The 21,230-nt window shown below is 41.8% G+C and carries 10 protein-coding genes; all 10 read right to left on the bottom strand.

The features are described from left to right. Positions 1–193 precede the first annotated feature (193 nt). The 10 genes from GVK91_RS14505 to GVK91_RS14550 all read right to left on the bottom strand — a co-directional run bounded on the left by GVK91_RS14505 (position 194) and on the right by GVK91_RS14550 (position 20,780). A complete protein-coding gene (locus GVK91_RS14505) occupies positions 194–1,759 on the bottom strand; it encodes a DUF4832 domain-containing protein (RefSeq protein ID WP_235032930.1) in 1,566 nt (521 codons plus the stop codon). A 44-nt stretch (positions 1,760–1,803) separates the two neighbouring features. Next, the gene (locus GVK91_RS14510) at positions 1,804–3,018 is read right to left on the bottom strand and encodes a SusE domain-containing protein (protein WP_200845622.1); all 1,215 of its coding nucleotides are present in this window, start codon (positions 3,016–3,018) and stop codon (positions 1,804–1,806) included. Positions 3,019–3,141: 123 nt separating this feature from the next. After that, positions 3,142–4,782 (bottom strand): RagB/SusD family nutrient uptake outer membrane protein, encoded by a 1,641-nt coding sequence (locus GVK91_RS14515; protein WP_120335571.1) that lies wholly within the window; start codon positions 4,780–4,782, stop codon positions 3,142–3,144. Positions 4,783–4,798: 16 nt separating this feature from the next. After that, positions 4,799–7,795 carry a TonB-dependent receptor gene (locus tag GVK91_RS14520; RefSeq protein ID WP_159729621.1) on the bottom strand — a complete coding sequence of 999 codons (2,997 nt, stop codon included), beginning with the start codon at positions 7,793–7,795 and terminating at the stop codon, positions 4,799–4,801. A gap of 435 nt (positions 7,796–8,230) precedes the next feature. After that, positions 8,231–9,460, bottom strand: a complete 1,230-nt coding sequence (locus GVK91_RS14525) for a glycosyl hydrolase family 28 protein (RefSeq protein WP_159729623.1) — start codon at positions 9,458–9,460, stop codon at positions 8,231–8,233. Between the two features lie 78 nt (positions 9,461–9,538). Further along, the gene (locus GVK91_RS14530; protein WP_200845623.1) at positions 9,539–13,603 is read right to left on the bottom strand and encodes a hybrid sensor histidine kinase/response regulator transcription factor; all 4,065 of its coding nucleotides are present in this window, start codon (positions 13,601–13,603) and stop codon (positions 9,539–9,541) included. 200 nt (positions 13,604–13,803) lie between these two features. Then, positions 13,804–14,574 (bottom strand): hypothetical protein, encoded by a 771-nt coding sequence (locus tag GVK91_RS14535; RefSeq protein ID WP_159729625.1) that lies wholly within the window; start codon positions 14,572–14,574, stop codon positions 13,804–13,806. Between the two features lie 14 nt (positions 14,575–14,588). Further along, complete coding sequence (locus tag GVK91_RS14540; protein ID WP_228280027.1) at positions 14,589–17,354, bottom strand: sugar-binding domain-containing protein; 2,766 nt, start codon at positions 17,352–17,354, stop codon at positions 14,589–14,591. Between the two features lie 86 nt (positions 17,355–17,440). Beyond that, complete coding sequence (locus GVK91_RS14545) at positions 17,441–19,228, bottom strand: glycoside hydrolase family 2 protein (RefSeq protein WP_159729627.1); 1,788 nt, start codon at positions 19,226–19,228, stop codon at positions 17,441–17,443. A gap of 28 nt (positions 19,229–19,256) precedes the next feature. Continuing rightward, entirely contained in the window at positions 19,257–20,780 is a 1,524-nt protein-coding gene (locus tag GVK91_RS14550; RefSeq protein ID WP_200845624.1) for a DUF4832 domain-containing protein, read from the bottom strand. Positions 20,781–21,230 lie beyond the last annotated feature (450 nt).

The following is a 21,230-nucleotide window of genomic DNA, read 5'->3' on the forward strand; positions in this document are numbered from 1 at the left end:
CTAATTTGAACATCGGGCCCTTTTGAGGTAAAAAGCAACCAACGCTTAATTTTAGCTACTTAAAACACTATAAAATTTCAGGTATATGATTACTGTACAAGTACACGCTAAAATAAAAGGCCTGATCAATATCAGGCCCTTTTGACTAAAAAACTTTCGCTAATTTTGGCTTTTAAAACTTATGCGAATGATCTCACTGTACCTGCACCTCCAATAGTTTTAACCATCCTGAATCAGTTATATCGCCATTTACGGCAAGCCTTATTCCCGGCTGATTTTCATTTGTTGTATCTACAATGGCGACGGCCCAGGTATAGTTTCCAGCAGCTATATCGACATTAGCTTTCAACTCGTATGCGACTGGATTATTCTTAAGCCAGGTGGAAGGTTCTCCTTTATCATCAACAAAAACTTTTTTCACCCTGTTTTCTTCGTCCAGGAGTGCAAAAGCTACTTTATATTTATAATTCCATTGAGGAATATTATTCGGGAAATACCCCCAGCCCATATTCCGCCAGCGGTGGTTAATTGTTGTTTCAGTACCCGAATTGACTTTCTCCGGTAAATAAATACGATCGGGATACAAACGATAGCCACCTTCAGAAATAAAACGCTGGCATAAGGTAAAAGATTTGGTGAACCAGCTTTCAATTTCACCGATACGGAAATCCATCATATTTACAGCAGCTTCCAAGGAGCTGTCAAATTCGCCCTGCCGAACATCTTCGGGATGGTCTTGCCTGTATTTACCGCTTGGATCAGTCCAGTAACGGTGTGTACCAGTCGTAATCCAACCACCTTCCATAATAATCGGGCGTTTAAAATTCCAGACCTTGGCAAAATTCTTCTCCCAGCTTTGATAATAATCGGTCATTCCAAAGGCATCCTGACGCAGGCTGTACCCTTTATTGATCATCTTATTCAACAGCTTCTCCGAATTAGGATTAGGAGCTCCATTGCCCGCAGGGTCGCCAACTAAGCGGTGATAATTGATCAGCAAGGGCACTTTTGTAAAGTTCTTGGAATACACATCTGAAATCCAATCAACAACTTCTTCTTTGATCACCTCAATATTTTGGCCGGAAGGATTATTAGGATCTTCGTAAATGACACTATGTCCCTCCCCCCACAAACCGAGTCCATAGGCATCGACAAAGGAGGTTTTATTTAAATCATTAAAATCCTTCGCCAACTCTTCGATCAGCTTATTATAATATTTCCTAAAAATAGGATCTTGCAGCACGGGTGTTTTTCTATCCGGAAAAGAAGCATTGGCAACATAATACTTGGCGCCTGCATCGAAAACAAACTGCGGCGTATTTGCTCCTTGATCGCGACCGTCGACGACGATACGAAAGGCGATTGGCAATCCTTTATCTTGTGCCCCTTTGATCATTTTATAGATTGCCGTGCTGGGATCCCTCCAGGCATATACGCCATCTACAGGATTAAAAGTTCGCCAGCTGGTACGGATATAACAGGCAGATGCATAGTCAATTGCTTTGACCGTTTTACCTAAGTCAGGTACATAGAATTGGGTGTCCCAATAGGAAGGAGTCCCCGAAGCTGAAGCATACATGACCCAGCCGTTTAAAGGGTTACGAAACATGGCACTGCGGTTGTAGCTGGGTTTCACCAAGGTCCCTGCTATATCTTTTTCGTTATCAGCACTATCTTTCTTGCATGAAACCGCTAGAAAGCAAAGCATGATAGCAAATGCGCTGAGGCAGGCTTTTTTATAGTTTATATTGTTTTTCACTTTCAGAAATGTTAAAGTTAATTTAAATGCTTTGATACAATTTCTTACCGTTTTAACCCCAGAATTGTCATGTTCCTTAGATCAAAAATCAGCACATTGGTCGTGGCCGGAATGGTGAAATAAGAATTTCGGTTGGCGCCAACGGTACCTCCGCCCAATTCTGCAACTTTTCCTAAAGTAAGCGTCAGGGTCTGAGCCACACCTTCAGTCGTAGGCGGAGCACTAAAAGCATAAGCCAGGTTTTTGTTATTACTGTTGTCTCCTGTCACGATAAACTTGGTGGTCCCGACTTTACCCCCAGTATAGACCAAAACCTGCGGATCCGCCAAACTTACCTGACAATCCATTTTTACCGGAGTTCCCCAGCCATTGATACTTCCGTGCATCCACAAATCCGCCACCGTGGTCGTATAAGGCTGATCCCCTGTCCATGTCACTATTTTGGGAGCAAGTGCTTTCGCTGGAGAATAAATGGTTGCTGTCGCTTTTTGCATATTGACCACAACGCGATACTCGCCCGCAGTTGCTATTTTCCAGGAGAATACGTTTTCTCTCATTTTGATGCCAACGGCATTTCCATCGTTTAGTTCACCGCTTCCATCGGAGGTAACAACATAATTGGTTTCACCGTTAAATTCGACCGGAATTTCCAGTTCGCCAGGCTGCAAATTCAATACATAGGCATACTGATCCAGATTTTCCAATGTTTTTGGCATCTCCACTTTGCTCCCGCCAACGGCACTTCCGCTCAAGAACACTTTATCGGCATCAAAAACAACCGTCTTGATCGGGTTTACTGTAATTCTTACGGTACGTACTTCGGGTGCCTCAAAAGTTGCACCGCCCTCCCATTGGGCAACCACTCTAAACTCTAGTGTAAAGCTTTTATTTGCTGGTATGCCCCACTTTTCATTTGCCCAATTTTGTAATTGTTCGGAAGTAAAGCTTCTGCTCAATACGTTATCGTCTTCATAGTTAAATATGGCTGTACCGGTACCAAAATTGTTCCCCACCACATCTAACATCGTACTGTAGCTGACCAAATGATCATCTGATTGTACCCTAGCGGGTTTCCAGTTAAATGTGACGATATCTTTGGTCAAATTGACTTCGTCCAGCGTAATGTTTTCCGACGAAGGCTGAAGGTCCATCGTTTCATTGACTTTGGGTATATCCTGAATTTCCTGTTTGCAGGATAACTGGCAAAGTACCATGCTTAAGAAAAATAAGGTTTTGTATAAATAATTGATGATTTTCATTGATTTATAGTTTTGCTAACGTTTGGATAGAATCACGCGCTTGACTAGCGCAACTGCTTTTTTGTCATCAGATGGGAAAGCTGCCGAAAATACGATTAGGATTTGGACAGCCTCCCATAACCATTAATTATAACCCGGATTCTGCGGGAACGGTGCCCCTGTATTGGCATCCCTGATCACCTGTGGAATAGGCCATAAGATATTGTTGTCCGTAATTTTATCCTTGATCGCATTATTGTATTTTTTGACCCGCTCCACCAAAGTATTGGTACGCACCAGGGTAAATCTTCTGCTTTCTTCACCAACTAATTCACGGATACGCTCATCGAGCAGAAAATCCATATTCATCTGAGCGCCGGTAATTTCGGACGCTCCAGCTCTTTTCCGCACTTCATTGACGGCTTGGGCAGCTTTATCTGGCATATTTTGTCCCAAATAGGCTTCAGCAAGCAATAGATAGGTTTCAGCCAAACGGAATTTCATACGATCTTTATAACTACCGGTCAAACTTAAATTTTCAGTACGTCCGTAAAAGAATTTTGTAATCGCTGGAAATAAGCTTTTGGTCGTAAACCAGGTCTGTTCGGTAATATTGGCTTTTTTACCATATAGCGAGGCCTCATTCGCGTTGTTGTAATACCAGTTGCGTTTAATGTTATAACCTGAATTACGGATATCATTTGCTTCGAAAATACCAGCGACATTGCCTGTAGCATTGGTACCTGTGGTACCTACCCACCATTTCATTGGCACTAATTGTGCAATACCACGGCCGCCCAATGTGTCAGCCAAAACAAATCCTGTAATCGTCGAGTAATTGGGTATCCAAGCCCTACGCGTCCAGTCATCCGAATTGGTACCACCACCGATCGTGTTAAACTGGAACTGCAATACCCAGATACTTTCTTTATTGCCACTTTTTCTATTTTGGTTATTTTCCAGAAATAAATCGCTAAATACATCGCCTGGTTTGCTGCCATTTACGCCATATCTGTTTTTCATAAGGTTATAATACCCACTATTGATGACCGCCAATGCGGCCTTTTCTGCTTCGGCATGATTGCCCTGCAATAGGTAGATTTCGCTCAGCAAATGACTTGCAGCCCATTTGGTCAGCTTTCCTTCTTTTACGTCGTCCGGATTTGTAGGCAGGTTATCCACGGCAAACTTCAGGTCGTCTACCATGTGGCCGATGACTTCGGCTTTTGGTGTACGGGTAAAATTAAGCTGAAAATCATACAGGATAGTTTCCACATAGGGTACATCGCCATAGAGATAAACCAAGGTACGGTAAGCATAAGCCCGAAAGAAGCGAGCTTCAGCCTGAAAACGTGCCTTATCCGCGGGCGTATCCCAATTGGTGTTTTTTTCGGAATAAACCAGCATCAGGTTTGCCGATGAAATGAGGTTGTAAGCCCAATTCCAGTAAGTACCCACAAACCGTTCTGAGGCAGTAAGTGTAAGGTTTGCAAAAGCCGTCAGCGAGCCATCGCTATTAATGGCATCGGCGATATCTGTAGATACCTGTAAAGCTTCATATGGGCAGGCACCATTATGGATGAAGGCGCCACCTTCGCCATAGGTATTGTATTCTGAACGTGTGAGTGTATACAAACCAGCACTCCCCACCTCGAAACCGTAGGTGCTGGTATAGGTATTGGAGGGGGCCAGTTCAGTTTTCAGTTCTTCCTCCAGAAACTTCTTACAGCCTCCTAAGGTTAACAATACGATAAGCCCTAAACTTGTTGTGATAATATTTTTCATTTTCATGTCCATTCGATTAGAAGTTTACATTTAAGCCAAACATATACGAACGTGCCGTCGGATAGGAGGCCATCCAGGTGTTGTCGTAATTGAGTACCTCTCTGATATTAGAAATCGTATTCAGATTGTTCACGCTAGCGTTTATATCAATACCATTTACACCGACCTTTTTAGCAATTTTGTGTGGCAATTTATAACCAAAGGTGATGTTCTTCACCTGTAAGTAGCTCACCTTTTTATAGTACCCGTGTCCTAATGGATTGAGATAACCGGGTGAAACAATAGTCGCATTGGGATTCTCCGGTGTCCAATAATTGGCATCGTGTACATAGTTGGTAATCCCGAAAGTCCAGGCCCCAAGATTGGCCATGTGATCATCGCGCCATACATCAAAAACCCCGGTTACCAACGCAGATGCATAAAAATTTTTGTAAGAAAACCGATTGGCTAAAGATGCTGTATAGCGTGGATTTTTAGATCCGATGACCACCCTGTCACTCGCTTCTATCTTGCCGTTACCATCGCGGTCGTACAGCTTGGCAGCTCCGGGTGCTGCCCCATCCACAGTAATGGTTTCTCCATTTTGCCATACACCGATCATTTTATAATCGTAGAATACTCGTAATGGCTTACCAATAAACCAGTTGTTGGCAATATCATCGATACCATCCCCCCTCAACTCGACAATTTTGTCTCGGTTTAAGGAAAACACAGCGGTCGTATTCCATTGAAAATTTTCCCCTTTCACGTTCGTGGAGTTTAAGGTGACTTCAATACCTTTATTTTGGGTGGCGCCGATATTGTCCCAAATCCGGTTATACCCGTTCATGATAGGTACAGTGCGGGTCATCAGTAAATCTTTCGTTTTAGAGAGATAGGCATCGATAGTTCCTCCCAATCTGTTATTAAATAACTGAAAGTCCAGCCCCAGGTTGGTCGAATAGGTGGTTTCCCATTTCAAATTAGGGTTCCCCACACCATCACCGGCCAAATAGGCTGTCGTAACGGCAGTACCATCATCGCCCCAGATATATTTTACATTGGAGTATAAGCGGTCTAACGTGCGGTATGGTGTAATCGCCTGGTTACCGTTGGCACCATAAGAAAGGCGGATTTTCAGCATATCCAGCCATTTGGCGTTATCTTTCAGAAAACGTTCCTCCCCGATTTGCCACGCCGCCGCTGCGACAGGAAAAAATGCATATTTATTGTTGATACCAAATACCGAGGCTCCATCTGTACGTCCTGTCAGGGTCAATAGATACTTGCCTTTGTAGGCATAATTTATCCGGCCCATGTATGACAGCATCGCAGATTCCGATAAGGAAGCGCTGTTGGAAACAAGACGGCTGGCCGAACCGATCATAAAGTATTCGGTATCATCGGTTACAAAACCTGCACCGCTCTGGGCTGTTGACCAGCTTTTCGTTTTTTGCATACTGAATAAACCCGTCACATCAAAACGATGATCGCCGATCTGCCGCTCGTATTTGAGCAGGTTCTCCCAGGTATAATCGTTATAATTGGAATTGTTAATGGAAGCACTGCCTCCGGCCTGCGTACCCTGATCCCTGCCTTCAAAAGTATTGCGCCCGTAATAGGTTCCGGTAAATCCGTTCCGATAATTATAACCAAAATTTGATCGTAAGGAAAGACCCTCCACCGGCAGCAAAATATTGGCATAGCCAGAAAGAAAGAAGTTGTTATTATACCTATCCTGAATCGCATTGACGTTGCGCATCGGATTGACGATCAATGAATACTCCATGGGTTCGGGCACATACTTCCCCGATTCGTCTTTATAGCTCCCATAAGGACTTTGTTTTATGGCATGTTCCAAATTTGGCGTAATACCACCGTCGCTTTTCCGGGTATATTGCAGGCCAACACCAGTGGTTAACCATTTATTAAAAGTCTGATCCACATTTGTGGTAATATTTAAACGGGACAACTTAGAATTGTATACCACACCCTCTTGATCCAAAGCAGCAAGGGCAGCCATATATTTTGTATTTTCTGTTCCACCGGAAATGCTCAACTGATGATCCATGGTCATGGCTTTTCGAAAGACGTAATCCTGCCAATTGTTAGTAATGCCTTTCGCATAATTACCGCGCTCTGTTACGCTAATAATATCCCCGGCGATAGGATCTAATAGCGCTCCAGTATAGCCTTGCCTAATTCGGGCAATATCTTGTTGAAAGCGGATATATTCATTTGGCCCCATAACATTGATGCGTTGCATAGGCTCGGCCATGCCGATCAAACCTTTATAGTTTACCTGAGCTCTACCCAGCGCCCCCCTTTTGGTTTGTATCAGAATAACCCCATTGGCCGCACGCGAACCGTAGATGGCCGAAGCCGAGGCATCTTTTAAGATCGAAAGGTTTTCGACGTTGTTGGGATCGATATCTGCCAGGGATCCGCTGTAGGGAATACCATCTAAAATAATCAATGGACTATTGTTGGCCGATATCGAATTTTCACCCCGTATCAACAGGGTCTGTGATGCTCCCGGCGCAGCTTCTCCGGTCGTAATGGAAAAACCGGCCACCTGCCCCACCAAGCGATCCATCAGGTTTGAGGTAGATACCATGCTTAGCTGCTCTTTTCCGACCACAGCCAAACCTCCTGTTAAATCTTTCTTCTTGGCTGTACCATACCCTACGACCACAACCTGATCCAGGACATTATTTCCTGACATCTTCACATTGATGATTCCTGATGGATTGACCTTTAATTCCTGGTTATTAAAACCGATGTAGGTAAAAAGTAGCGTAGCCGTGCGTGGCGCCAGAATGGTATAACGGCCATTTGCATCTGTCTGAACACCGGTTTTCGCCCCTTTAATCATAACCGAAACACCCTTAAGTCCTTCTCCTGCATCGTTGGTGACCTGACCTTTGACATTTATTTGATCTGTTGCTTGCGAATAAGCATAATTAGCCGCCACCACCGATAGGGTAGCACTCATTATCCAGCTCCTGAGCCAGATATGTATCTTTTGTATCATTGATTTATAATGGTTAGTTTAAAATTTACTTGCGTTCTTTACTTTCCCTTTCTCGTAAAGAATATGAGTTTAAAATAGGTCTGCTTCAATAGGCTTGGATTTTTAATTTAAATTTTGTGATACATACTATCTCATTGCTGCAAATGCATGCGCAATGCCGATGGCAAGACTTCGTTTTCGTTCTTATTGACGAAACCTAAAATTCCGTTGCGCCTTGCTATTGATTTTTGTAAAGTTCGGATTACCCTGCGTGAGCCTAATCACGTGGTCGGGAGGAATTTTCATACACATATTTTGCTTTTTTAAAATTGGTTAAGACAAAACTATAATCATCACCAATTCGTAGGGTTCGTTTTTGTACGAAAATGGTTTGATTTTGTACAAAAGGCAAAAAGATGTGTTTTTCGCTGTAAAATGGAGGTTAGAAGCGCTTTATTATTCGTTTTTTATACGCATTAGATGATCTAGGATAACGGTATCGCTTGGTTGCACATCGATAGCTTCACCCCGACCTTTATAAATGATATCGCGGAAACTGGCCTGCGAGATACCTTTGGCTTTTATAGGTTGATGACTGATTAAATTTCGTACAAATAAGCCCTGCACATGCTCGCCATACTCGACCACCAAACCTTGTTTTGCTAGCGGACTGATGACCATATTCTCGATAAAAACATGACTTATACGAAGTTTACCCACAGGCATAATCCGTATGGATCGGTGTGAAATTGAATAGAAGTCCTGCCAGTTCTGGAGATAAATAGTTGAAATGTTGTCGATTTCGCCCCTATAAATCGAACCACTTACCACATTTACATTTTCTTCACCTGCTCCCACTCCGGTATCTGTCAACCCTATATTAATAAAGTCGTCGCCGCTTTTACCTTTGCAATTCGCAATAATAATATTTTTACAGCCAAAACGTATGCCCATGCCGTCTTGGTTCAAAATCTGTTTGTCTACTCCATCAACAGTTACTGCCTGCCTTACGTTAAAAGTAATATCGCTTACCTTACCGTTTGTACAGCGTTCCAATACCAGTCCATGCCCATGATAATCCTTTAATGTAATGCCGCTAACTTCAAATACATCAGTGTGCGCCAATATAATGGCGTGGTTCCTCCATCCACCTTTTTGGTTCTCTCCGGGCTTACCTGCATCTGTACCATAAGATTCTCCAAATCCGCTGGGATTTAAGGACAAGATTTTATTATGGTCACCGGTAGCTCTGGGATGATCAGCTCCTTCTAAAAGAACATTTCCTTTTCCAATAATCCGGATATTCTTTGTGGGTGCTATATCTTTAATTGCCAGCCCTGCATTTGCCGAACGAATAAAATTATCCCGGCATTTATCCGATAGCTTAATGGTACAGTTATTCAATTCAAGTTCAAAATCGCCCGGAAGCAAAATGGCCTGATCGATGAGCCAGACACTTTTTTTTGTTACCGCATCGTATTTAGGGATCACTACTTTCCCAGTCGACTTTTTTGCTTCATTTATGGCTTTTTGTATACGTTCTGACTGGGAACCACTCTTGTATTTATTGGGGCTGATCGAAGTCTCATCTACCTTTTGGGCGACAGCCGCTGTCAGATAAATTACGTTAAACAAGCAAAAGCAATATGTAAGCAGAAGCGTTTTTCTAAAAATTGTCATTTTCATGATCGTTAGTATTTCAAAAATATAGAATGGCCTTTCACCTATCTGAAAGGGTATATCGGTCAACTATTGGCTGTATTTTTATTTCTTTCCACTCGAAACCTTTTTCTTAAACTCTGAAGGGCTCAGTTCAAACTGTTTTTTGAAACAGACGCTAAAGTATTTGGCATTGTTAAACCCGGTTTGGTAAGCAACTTCCGCTATCGTCAAATCCGATTTTTCTAACAGATAAGCACTTCTTTTCAGCCGCATATTCAAAATAAATTCTTTGATGGACATTCCCACAATATCATGTATTTTTTGATAAAGAATGGTTCTGCCTACGTTCATATCAGCCACAAAATCTTCTACGGAATAACTGGCATTGTCAATATTTTCTTCAATTACCTGAATGGCCTTAATCAGCAGTTCCTCGTCCATGGAGGTAACGGTTACATTGGAGGGATCTACCTGAATGTGTTTGCTGTATTTTTCTTTTAGTTCCCGCTGATTTCTTAGAATGGTTTCCGTCTGTTGCAACAGGTAGTCGACATGAAACGGTTTATCAATAAACACATTAGCGCCATATTCCAATGCTTTTATTTTATGCTGGTTGTCATCTCCCGTACCCGAAATCATAATAATAGGAATATGGCTCGTCTTAAAATTTTGTCTAAGGCTACGGCATACTTCCAAGCCATTGCGATTTGGCATGATCAAATCGGTAATAATAAGTTGCGGATAAATTTTTTCGGCTTTAATTAAGCCCTCTTCGCCGTCACTTGCTGTATATACATTATATTTTTCGGCCAGACGCTGCTCCAGGTAAACACGCAGTTGTTGGTCATCTTCAATGAGCAGGATATTATCTGTCTTTTTTATAGGGATCGATCCTGTTTCTGGGGCTGCAGTATCCTGCGTGATAATATCGTCGATTTCAGAAACGGTGTAATCATACACGTTAGGCTGCATGTCCCCTGCCCCGGCCTGTTTCCTTAACGGTAGTGAAAGGTTAAATGAAATTTTATCGGTCTTATTGACCATCCATATTTTACCCTCAAGCACATCTACCAGTTCTTTCACAATAGCAAGTCCAAGTCCTGAACTTTCTTCAAAAGTTGGCCGATGAGAAGATAAGCGGTTGAAAGAAGTGTAAAGTGTCGCGATCTGTTCTTCAGAAAAACAATCACCGGTATTTATAACTTCAATGGAGATGTATTCGACTTCCTTCGGATTTAACGAAGGAAACCGTTCTTTTTCTTCTGCTGTTGCACTATAGATACGTACGCCCACATACCCATTATCTGGTGTATATTTTAGGGCATTGGAGAACAGATTAGTCAATATTTTTTCGATAACATCGTAATCAAAGGCAACATATAAATTGTCCTTGTACGCGGAAATATTGGTTTCAACACCTTTTTTATTGGCATAGAGCTCAAACAGGCTAAATATATCCCTTACAAAATTGATAAAATCACCAACCTGCGGATTGAGCGTAATTTTTTGGCTTTCTATTTCGCGAAAGCGCAGCAATTGGCTAATCATCCGCTGTATTCTGGATACATTTTTTTCTATTAAATCCATGTATACCAAAGCCGTATCGTTGGATACAATAGTGTCTTTGAGTTGCTTAAGCGGCTGTAAAACCAAGGTTAGCGGTGTTTTTAAATCGTGTGAGATATTGGTAAAGAAGTCGGTACGCGCCTGGTTCAGCTCTTGCATATTCTGTTCTTTTAAACGCTCGAGTGCTAATCGCTCTTTAAACACTCTTTTATTGCTGTAATATCTCATTATGAAAAAGAGCAGAGCAAAAACAAGTGCTGCATAGCAGCAATATGCCCACCAGGACAAGAAAAATGGTGGATCGACATGGATGTATAATCGTGATATTTGATCGCCCCATAGCCCATCATTGTTGGAAGCCTTGATTTCAAAGATATAATCTCCGCCCGAAAGGTTGAGAAACTGTACAGATTTCTGGTTGGCATGACTGATTTGCCAGTCTTCACCAAGCCCCAACATCCGGTAAGCGAACTGGTTCTTCTCTGCGGATAGATAACTATTTGCCGAAAACTTAATTTCTACATTGGACTGGCTACTGGAGAGCCTTATCTTGTCTTCTTTTTGATTGGAAAGACTGCCAATGTCTTTCGTTAAAACTGATGAGCCATCCGCTGGTTTCACGAGTTTATTGTTGACCAGAAATCCTGTAAAAAAAACTTTGGGTTTTTGCAGATTTTTATTGAGGTACGCCGGATCGAAAAGTAGAAATCCATTGGTACCACCAAACAGCATTTCACCCCTGGAAGTTTTGTAAGCGGCATGAATATAAAATGAACCAATGTTATTTTCCTGATAAAATCTGGCTTTCTCAAATTTACTGGATTTCCAATTGAAACAAAAAAGACCATCACTGGTACTTAACCAGATATTTTTCGTGGCAACATCTTCTAATATGCCAAATACCATTTTCGCCGGGAATCCGTTACTTACACTATAGTTGACATATGTCCCATCTCTTTTGAGTACATTTACGCCTTTACCCAATGTCCCCAACCATACTTCGCCATTTGAAGTCACTGTATAACTACACAGGTAATTTGCTGAATAGGAAGCATCTTTGAGCGCGTAGTGTTTCAATACCTTTAACGTATGGGGATTTACAACAAAAAATCCTTGATGGCTAATTAAACAGAGCTGATCTTGATTATTCACATATAATGCTTCGACTTCGAGTTTCATTTTTTTGCCCTGCGCATCAAGGACGCTCACCATCTCTATAGGACCTAGCGGCTTCTTGCGATATAAAAATGATTTATCGGGATCTGTCATCCACCAGGTGCCTTCCTTATCGTTTACAAAATCATAAACGGTGAGTGGTTGCTGGCTCTCCGGAGAGCGGAAATTGAAACTGCTGAAATGCTGACTGTCCACATCATAACTGCCAATACCGCCGTTATAGGCTGAAATCAACAGTTTTTTGCTCGTTAGGTCAAATTTCAGGCGTTTAATCATATGGGGACTTGACGAACTACCCTGCGATTTTTCTGGACGGTTAAACTGATCCTTTTTTCTATTCCAGTAATTCAGGCTCCCCCCCTCGGTACCGATCCATATATTTCCCAGATGATCTTCCTGAAAACTACTGACTATGGGGTGATTGAGTCCCCCTGGGCTGGGCTTGAAGTAACGTACTCGGGAATCGTAAAGCGAGCTATAAGCTATTTTACCACCGTAAGTACCTATCCAGGCCCCTTGGTCCGGATCCGGATAAATTGTCCATATCGAGTTATTCGGTAATGAATAAGCATCGTTCAAGTTCATTTGCAAGGTGCTGCTGCTTTCATTGGATGGATCATAAAGATACAATCCAGCTTGCGTAGCCACCCAGATCACCCCGGTTTGGTCCAAATATAATTTTTTGGTTAACACGGCTGAATTTCCCATTATGCTTACTGGGATCTTCTGTTTTAAGTTACCTGTTAAATCTGTTACATGGATTCCCCCTCGTTGTGTTAAAAAGTAATATCCCCCCCCGTACGCGACCGCATCGTTCACCTGATTTGTCGTACTACCAAAATCCGCAAACTGGATTAGGCGTTTTTTCGTCATTTCAACTTGATACACGACAGCCCCTTGGCTTAGAAACACCTGATCTTTAGCACTCAATATATTTTGGAAAGACTTGTTTTTGGGCAATAAAAAGCTTTCTGTCTGTTTATTTTGCGGATTATAGCGTAGTATGCTATTGTCTGACAGCATGTAAACCTGACCATCGCTATGTACACAAAGCGAACGGATCATTCCGGGAACCACGACATGAAAAGAAAACCGTTCGTAATCGAATTTTAATAAGCCTTGCCCAGAAGCTAGAAACAGATTTCCCTTTTTATCCCGAATTAAAGAACCATAACCCCATTTTTGCGTTGGTTTGATCGCAGAGACGATATCATTTAACTGATAAAAACTATTGCCATCGTACATGAAGAGCGCATCGGGCCCCGTGTACCAAATACGCCCTAAACTATCTTTTGCGATGCTCTGTATACCGCCATAATAGGAAGTTTCGGGCATCAGATGAAACCTATACCTCGAAAGATCGATACCGAGAACACATTGTCCCCAAAAAACGACGAAACAAATTATCAGACTGTATTTATTCATTTACCGATGCTACTAAAGCTGTTTAAATTTCTATCCAAGATTTACGCGTGCCAGGTTCAATCAAAATACCCTGCTGCTAATTGTTGATCAGTGGTTCTATAAACTTCGATTATCATACTATTAGGCAATGAGCTTCGTCGAAATTCTGGCCTTAGCTCTTTTTCAGCTGTTCAGATCCATGCGAAGCCAACAGTACCAATTTACTTAAAAACAGGCGTTGGGGACAAACTTATCTTCTTTTGCTGATTATTTTTGAGTTCGAAGATTACAAGTTCATTTTTTCCGGGTTTTAAATCCGTAGAAGGAATTAATATCGACTGCTGTTTTTCTTCCTCCCAGTAAGATCCCAAATATTTTTGATTTAACCATACCTCGCCCATTCCCCATCCTGTCATATTAAGATACTTGTTTCCGGACAGATTGTGTTCGAACTGACCTTTGTAAAAACCGGGGCTGTCATTAACTGATCTTTGTTCAAAAACCAAATCCTTCAGTGGATAATTACGCACCGTTAAGGGGATCATTTTCCAGTCTTGAAGGTCGTTTCCGTCTAAAGTAATGGTGCCAAATATCCCTTTTGAATTATCTGTAATTTCTGGTCCGTAAGTGATCCGGCCAATATTCTCGACATAAAATTGAAGTAAGTGTTTGCCTGGATGTGTTTTGATGGCTAGTTTTTTACTCTTATCTGTCAGGCTACCCTGTACCTTACCGTCGACATAGACCACGGCATAATCGCGTACGTTTTCCAATTCCAGCTCTTCGCTTTCGGCATCAGTGTTTATCTCGGTCTGATAAAGTACATAGCCCGATTCGATGTCCAAATCATTCAAAGATAATGCATTTTCCGCCTCGACAGCCTTATTATAAACCTGGTTTACAGACGCTTTCTCTTCTAACCTAATTTCCTGTGCCATGAGGGGCTGACCCAAAAAAACAGTCATCACAGATAATATCATTGTTCTTACCATTGTGTAAATCTTTCTTATTTCTCTAAAAATGATTGAATAAAAGTTTCGTCCACGGCCACTTGCGGCGAGAATTTCTCACTTTTTACATAATTATCGATACTGTACAACAATTGTTGGGTAGCGGGACGGTTATCCATATCATTTTTGGTATCCAATGCCAGTACCAGCAATTTCCCGCCGTGCAGTTTGGCTTCGAAACCTATACCCAATTTCTGGTTGTTGTCGTAGCTGTCGATGACCTGTATAAATGGACGCAGTTGTTGTGGTGCATGTTGCATTTCGATTACTTTTGCATGGTTCAGGATATCCCACCACTGCCAATCGGTATGGTATGAAGTAAGAAAATCATTAAACATGGCCTGCTTATGATGAACCAGATTGCCGATGGTCATCGGTGCCCATGCAAACATAATGGGGTTCCAAAAATGATTGTGAAACAGTGACTTTCGACCTTTCACCTGGTCTGGAGAAGGATAAAGAACCACGGTTTTACCCTGGGCCAACTGCCTTTTTGCAACATCATCGTAGACATCGGTGTACAATACATTAGCTGTAGACTGCATCAGATGTTGATGCTTTGGATATACCCAAATGTCCCAGCTATTCTTAATGCTATCGTTCACCGCAAGATGAACCGTAACTTTTTGGGTGCTGATGTTTTTTAGGGAAATCTCAAATTCACCTACCGGCGATACATTTTCGTTGGCAATGGTTTGCTTTTTCAGTGTTCCCTTTTTCAATACGTTGCCAGCGGTATCGGTCAACCACCATTTAATTTTCGCATTTTCAAGTGCAGAATTGCTAAAGTTATATACCTCGGCTTTTCCCCTAAATGTTTCTGTGTTGAAAAAACTGCTTTTATCGTAGCGCAGTAGAGCGACCGTTGGCGCGCAAAACTCGCTGAATTTTTCTGCTGTAACCAATCCTTTCGAATCCCAGAAAGGATCGAAGATCCCCACGGGCGCGTACCCTTGTCCCGGAAAGTCATTCATCGACAAAAGCTGAAATCCGGCAGATTTACCTGATCGCAACAGAGCTTCGATCACGGCTTTGTACTCCAGCACGGTTAACGCACCAGATGCTCTGAAGAAATCCTTTGCTTGGTCCAACATGCCATTTTTTTGTAATAGATCGCTAAATACTTCAAAATTGCGGGCCTCTACGGGACTGTTGGCATATTTCTTTATTTCATCAAAATTTGGATAAATACAGCGTTGTCCTGACTCGTGTGAAATGACGGGCACATCTACATCAGATTCCAAATTCTTGTCCCAATCGGTACCGGGCAGACCTTCGTACACCTTCACCGGCCCTTTATTGGTTTGCTGGGAAACGTAATATTGATCTGATTTAACGCGTGTTCGTGCCGTGGAACCGCTGTAAAGATGACGGGGATCAGCTTTTCTGCCTTCGGCAGTCAACTCCTCGATAAAGTCGAAATTCCCGGTAATTTCATTTCCGTTGCAGTACAGAACAAAAGAAGGATGGTTGCCATATTCTTTTAAAATAGCTTTAATTTCCCTACGGAAGAAGTTATATCTAGACTCGTCGGGTTCGGCATCTTTGCCCCACATAGGCATTTCCACTTCAAAATATATTCCATGTTTGTCTGCCATGCGAAAGGCCGCCGCCGGCGGGCACCATGAATGGAATCGTAAATGGTTCATGCCATACGCCTTCATCAGCACCATGATTCGTTCCCAAGAGGCATCGTCGAGCGGAGCATGGCCTGTTTTTGGAAACACTGCATTTTCTACATTGCCTCTTAAATGGATGGGACGATTATTGAGCAGTACATGGTTTTTTCCTTGTTTTACTTCACGCATACCAAAGGTTGTCGCTTTTTCATGTCGGTAGCTGTTTTTGCCGTCGGAGGTATTCAGTTGACAATTTATACGATAGAGGTTTGGGTTAAACTCATCCCACAATTTGATATGCTTACCTAATGGAATAGTGGTCTCTACGAAGGTCACCGAATCGGTACTTACCAGTGCAACTTCATCCTTAAGACTGTAGTTTGTTCCCTCGATGACGAAAGACACTTTGCCCTTTATCTGTTTTTTGGTCGCATTATTTACCCGTAATTTTACTTTTATGGACTGATCGGCTATATTTGGATATACCTGAAGATCTTCCAGATAAACTGGGTCTATGGCCAGCAGTTTTATTTCTCCTAGAATACCGTTCCAGTTAATCTGCGTAAATTCAGTATGCGCATGGTTCCATTTATGTGTATTATACTGAAACCGGTTATCGATACAAATGGTCATGCGATGCTTCTTTCCGGGCTTTACAAATGAGCTCAGATCGTGGTTGTGGGGCACACTTACATAATCAATACTGCTGACTTCCTTGGTATCTACAAAAACTGAACTCAACCAGTGGGTACGCTCAAAGTATAGGAATATTTTTTTCCCTTTCCATTCGGCAGGGATTTCAATATCACGTTGGTACCATGCCGGTCCCATGTATTCGTATTTTCGGGTCAGGCGATCGATATATTTATAGGGATTTTTATATCCTATCTGATAATCATCGGTAATACCGGGAAGCTTAATTGTTTCTTGCAAAAGATGATTATAGCGGGGGGACAGCGATCCTCTACGGAAATCCATCACGTCCGTCTGGAACCCCCAAGTTCCTGATAAATCGATAGCATCTTGAGCCTTTAACAAGGATGCCAGCAGGAAAAACCCCATTAGGCACATCATTTTAAAGTATTTATAGATACTTGTCCTGTATTCATCCATTTTGTGTTTCGATAGTTTAGGTGCTTTCATTCTTTTCAGTATATTATTTTTGTAGGCATCGAAAAAATAGTGTCACTGTGATACTCCTCTTTAAGCTCGGTTTCGTAATTGAAGTCTTATTTATTATCATAATAATGCTTCATCAGAAACCAGGCTTTCTTTCGGTAGCCTTGGTCTGAGATCAATCCTTTGCGGTTCCAGCCATCTTGGTTGGTCGGATGAAAACGGAACGGCGAACGGAAATCAAATAGCACCCAAGGTGAAGTTCCGCGCAGGTTTGGAATATGCTTAAACATTTCGAGGTTGTTTTTGTACAAAGTCGCTTGGTAATCTTCACTCCATGAACTGACGACATCCTTTTCGCCCGTTTTGCCATACAGCGCCTCGCCTCCAAATTCAGAAATAATTAAGGGCTGGCCTTTTGCCACATCCCATACTGCTTTATCAGGAGAAACTGGCCAGGAATGGTACCAGCCTAAATATTTGTTGACAGCTACGACGTCCAATTCTTTCGTAAAAGGATCATCCATAACAAAGGTTTCCTTCTCCTTATTGAAACGAACAAGATCAAAAGCAGCGGTTATAAGCCTGGTCGTGTCAATGGCTCTGCATGTAGCAATCAAATGCCTGATAAAAGCATTTCTAGGCTCGGATGGTTGGGTTTCATTGGCTACGCCCCAAAAAGCGAGTGCGCAACGATTTTTGTCTCGAGCAACCATTTCCCGCATCATTTTACCGGCTTTCTCTTTGGTCGATTCATTTTCAAAATTGATGCCTTGCCAAATGGGAATTTCTTCCCACAACAAGAAACCCATTTTTTCGGCCATTCTCACGATATATTCATTTTGTGGATAATGTGCCAAACGAATCATATTACAGCCCAAAGCTTTCGCTTCTGAAAGCAGCATCACTGCATCTGCCTGTGAAAAAGCACGACCTCTGCGCTGAGGTATTTCCTCATGAAATGAAATGGACTTAAGAAAAATAGCTTCGCCATTCAGGAAGATATCTTCCCCTTTTACCCAAATATTGCGAAAACCTATTTCCTCTTCTATTTGATCGTCGCGCGTTGAAATCTTCACGTTATACAGTTTAGGTGAAGTGGGCGACCAACGTTTGATTTTTCTCGATAGGAATGAAGTTTTTACTTCTCCCTGAGCATCTGTTTTAAGCGTTTGTTTTAGTTGTAGTTCCGGTATTTCGATAGTTACCGAGGAATTGGCCATCGTTTCCGAAAGTTTGACCTTCGCATTGATTTTATCGGCTTTGGTTTTGTCCAATTGAACAAAATAATCATCGATAAAAACTTTTGGCGTGCTTACCAAAAAGACATCTCGGGTGATACCGCCATAGTTCCACCAATCAAAGGCCATTGCCGGAATGGCATCAACCTGCCGGCTATTATTTACCTCAACTGCCAAAAAATTATCGTTTTCTTTAGCTGCATCCGTTATTTCAATCTGAAAGGGGGTAAAACCACCTTCATGTTGTGCAATCTCTTGTCCATTGAGATATATGCGACAACGGTAACTTACCGCAGCAAAATACAAGAACAACCTTTCGTTATTTTCTTTCACTACATCGAACTTGCGGCCATACCAGATAGTACCTTCGTAATATTTAAGTTCAGGCATTTGACTGTTCCAATCTGAAGGTACATTTAAACGGAGACCATTCTCGAAAGCGTATTCATAAAAATCAGTCTTGTTTTCGGCTTTTTTATTCAGATAGATTTGGTTTTTTCTTCCCTGGTCGTATAAGTCTACAATAGCGTTCCACTTTCCATTTAAGGATTGAGCTCGCCTACCATACACATTGGCCATATTTTGCTGTGCAAGAAGGTTGGAGGTTATCAGGCTAAAAAAAAGGGACAATATCAAAGATAGATTGATCAGCTTTATCATAATAGGTGTGAGTTATTAATAAAATTTTCTATTTTACCTGCAATGCCGAAAGCTTTGTCCAACCTTGAGCCGTCAAATCTCCATCAAGGGCAAGTTGAATTGCCGGCTTATTTTCCTTGGTCGTATCAACAATGGCGACTGCCCAGCTATATATCCCTGCAGGTAGATCTACTTTTGCATTTATTTTATAACTCGCAGCAGCACCTTTCAACCAAGCAGACGGTTCACTCTGAAGATCTACAAAAATCTTTTTAACATTCCCTTTGGCATCTAACAGTGCAAAAGCAACTTTATATTTGTAGTTCCATTGTGGAATATTATTAGGTAAATAGCCCCAGCCCATATTCTGCCAACGATGGGCGATTTGCGCTACTTTTCCCGACTTGATATCTTGAGGGAGGTTGATTTGGTCTGGATATACACGGTACCCCCCTTCTGTAATAAACCGTTGAACCAAATCAAAGGACTTAAACCAGGATTCAGTTTCTCCCCCCGCTCTAAAGTCCATCATATTGACATGGGCTTCGGCCGACAGGTCGAACTCACCTTTCCTCACATCCTCATCATGACCTTCTCTATATTTTCCACTGGGGTCTGTCCAATAACGGTGCTTACCTGGGGCAATAATCCAGCCTCCTTCCATAATGATAGGACGCTTAAAATTCCATTTCTTGGCAAAATCCTTTTCCCAATTCTGGTAATAGCCAGTCATGCCAAAAGCATCTTGGCGAAGGCTATACCCCTTATCAATAGCTTTATCCAATAAGCGTTCACTATTTGGGTTGACTGCTCCCCAACTTTCGGGATGACCGACCAGACGATGGTAGTTGATAACCAAAGGAACTTTTGTAAATGTGTTAACATATAAACTGGTCACCCAGTCCAGGGTTTCTTCCTTTATTTTTTCAGTACTTTCGGGTGTTGCCATTTTGGGATCTTCATAGACAACATAATGTGCTTCGCCCCATTTCCCCAAGCCATAGGCATCAATAAAAGAGGTCTTTTCAGGATCATTAAATTCCTTGGCCAAAGCTGTGATAAATTTGGTATAGTATTTTCTAAATACCGCATCCTGAGGATAAGGTGTTTGCCTATCGGGATGATTTTCATTTTCCAAATAATATTTGGCTCCGAGGTCGAACACAAATTTCGGTGTATTTTGACCTTGATCGCGACCATCTACCACAATACGGAGCGCTATGGGCAACCCTCTCGTTTGTGCGCCTTTAAGGAGCTTTCCTATTTTAGAGTTTGGATCATCCCAGGCATAAACACCGTCACTGGGATTCAGCGAAGACCAGCTCGTGCGTACATAACATGCCGAAGCATAATCAATGACCTTTACCTTTTTATCCAATGCTGGCACAAAATATTCGATATCCCAATACGTATCATCGGCATTACGGGGAGCATACATTACCCAACCATTTAAAGGATTGCGCAAGACTGAATGACCATCGTATTTTGGTTTTAATAAAATATACCCGGTGTTGCCCGAACCGCTTTTCCCTTCATTTTTTTGAGAAAAACCAAGCAATCCAGAAGTGCACAATAAAAGCGTTAAAAAAAAATTTATTATCCAATTTGAGAATAGCTGTTTGTTTATCATTTCGTATTTGAACATATTTTCAAGTCTATTGGTTATTGTAGTCTATGCTATATTGGTCTTCTTTAAATCAAATTGATCAAATGGGACGACACAAAAATAACCACAGCAGATTTCCGCTATGGTATTGATTTGTTCAAAAAAGGTTCGTTTTTGTACAAAAATTAGGATTTAATCCGCTATGAAGGACGATGTGAATAAAATCATTCACTTATGGAGACTAAGTGATAAAGAAACAGATCTTCCTTCTTGGATTTATACCGTTTATAATTATTAGGGAGGTTTCTTATCAGATTTATAGCAGTCTACTTAATGTAAAAAGCCCGATTGTTCTCGGGCTTTTTAGGTTCATGTTCCATACGATCCTCTTCATTCGAAAGAAATGAAAAACGCTAT

Origin of the sequence: Sphingobacterium sp. 18053 (genome assembly GCF_902706145.1) — a bacterium.
Taxonomy (GTDB): Bacteria; Bacteroidota; Bacteroidia; order Sphingobacteriales; family Sphingobacteriaceae; genus Sphingobacterium; species Sphingobacterium paramultivorum.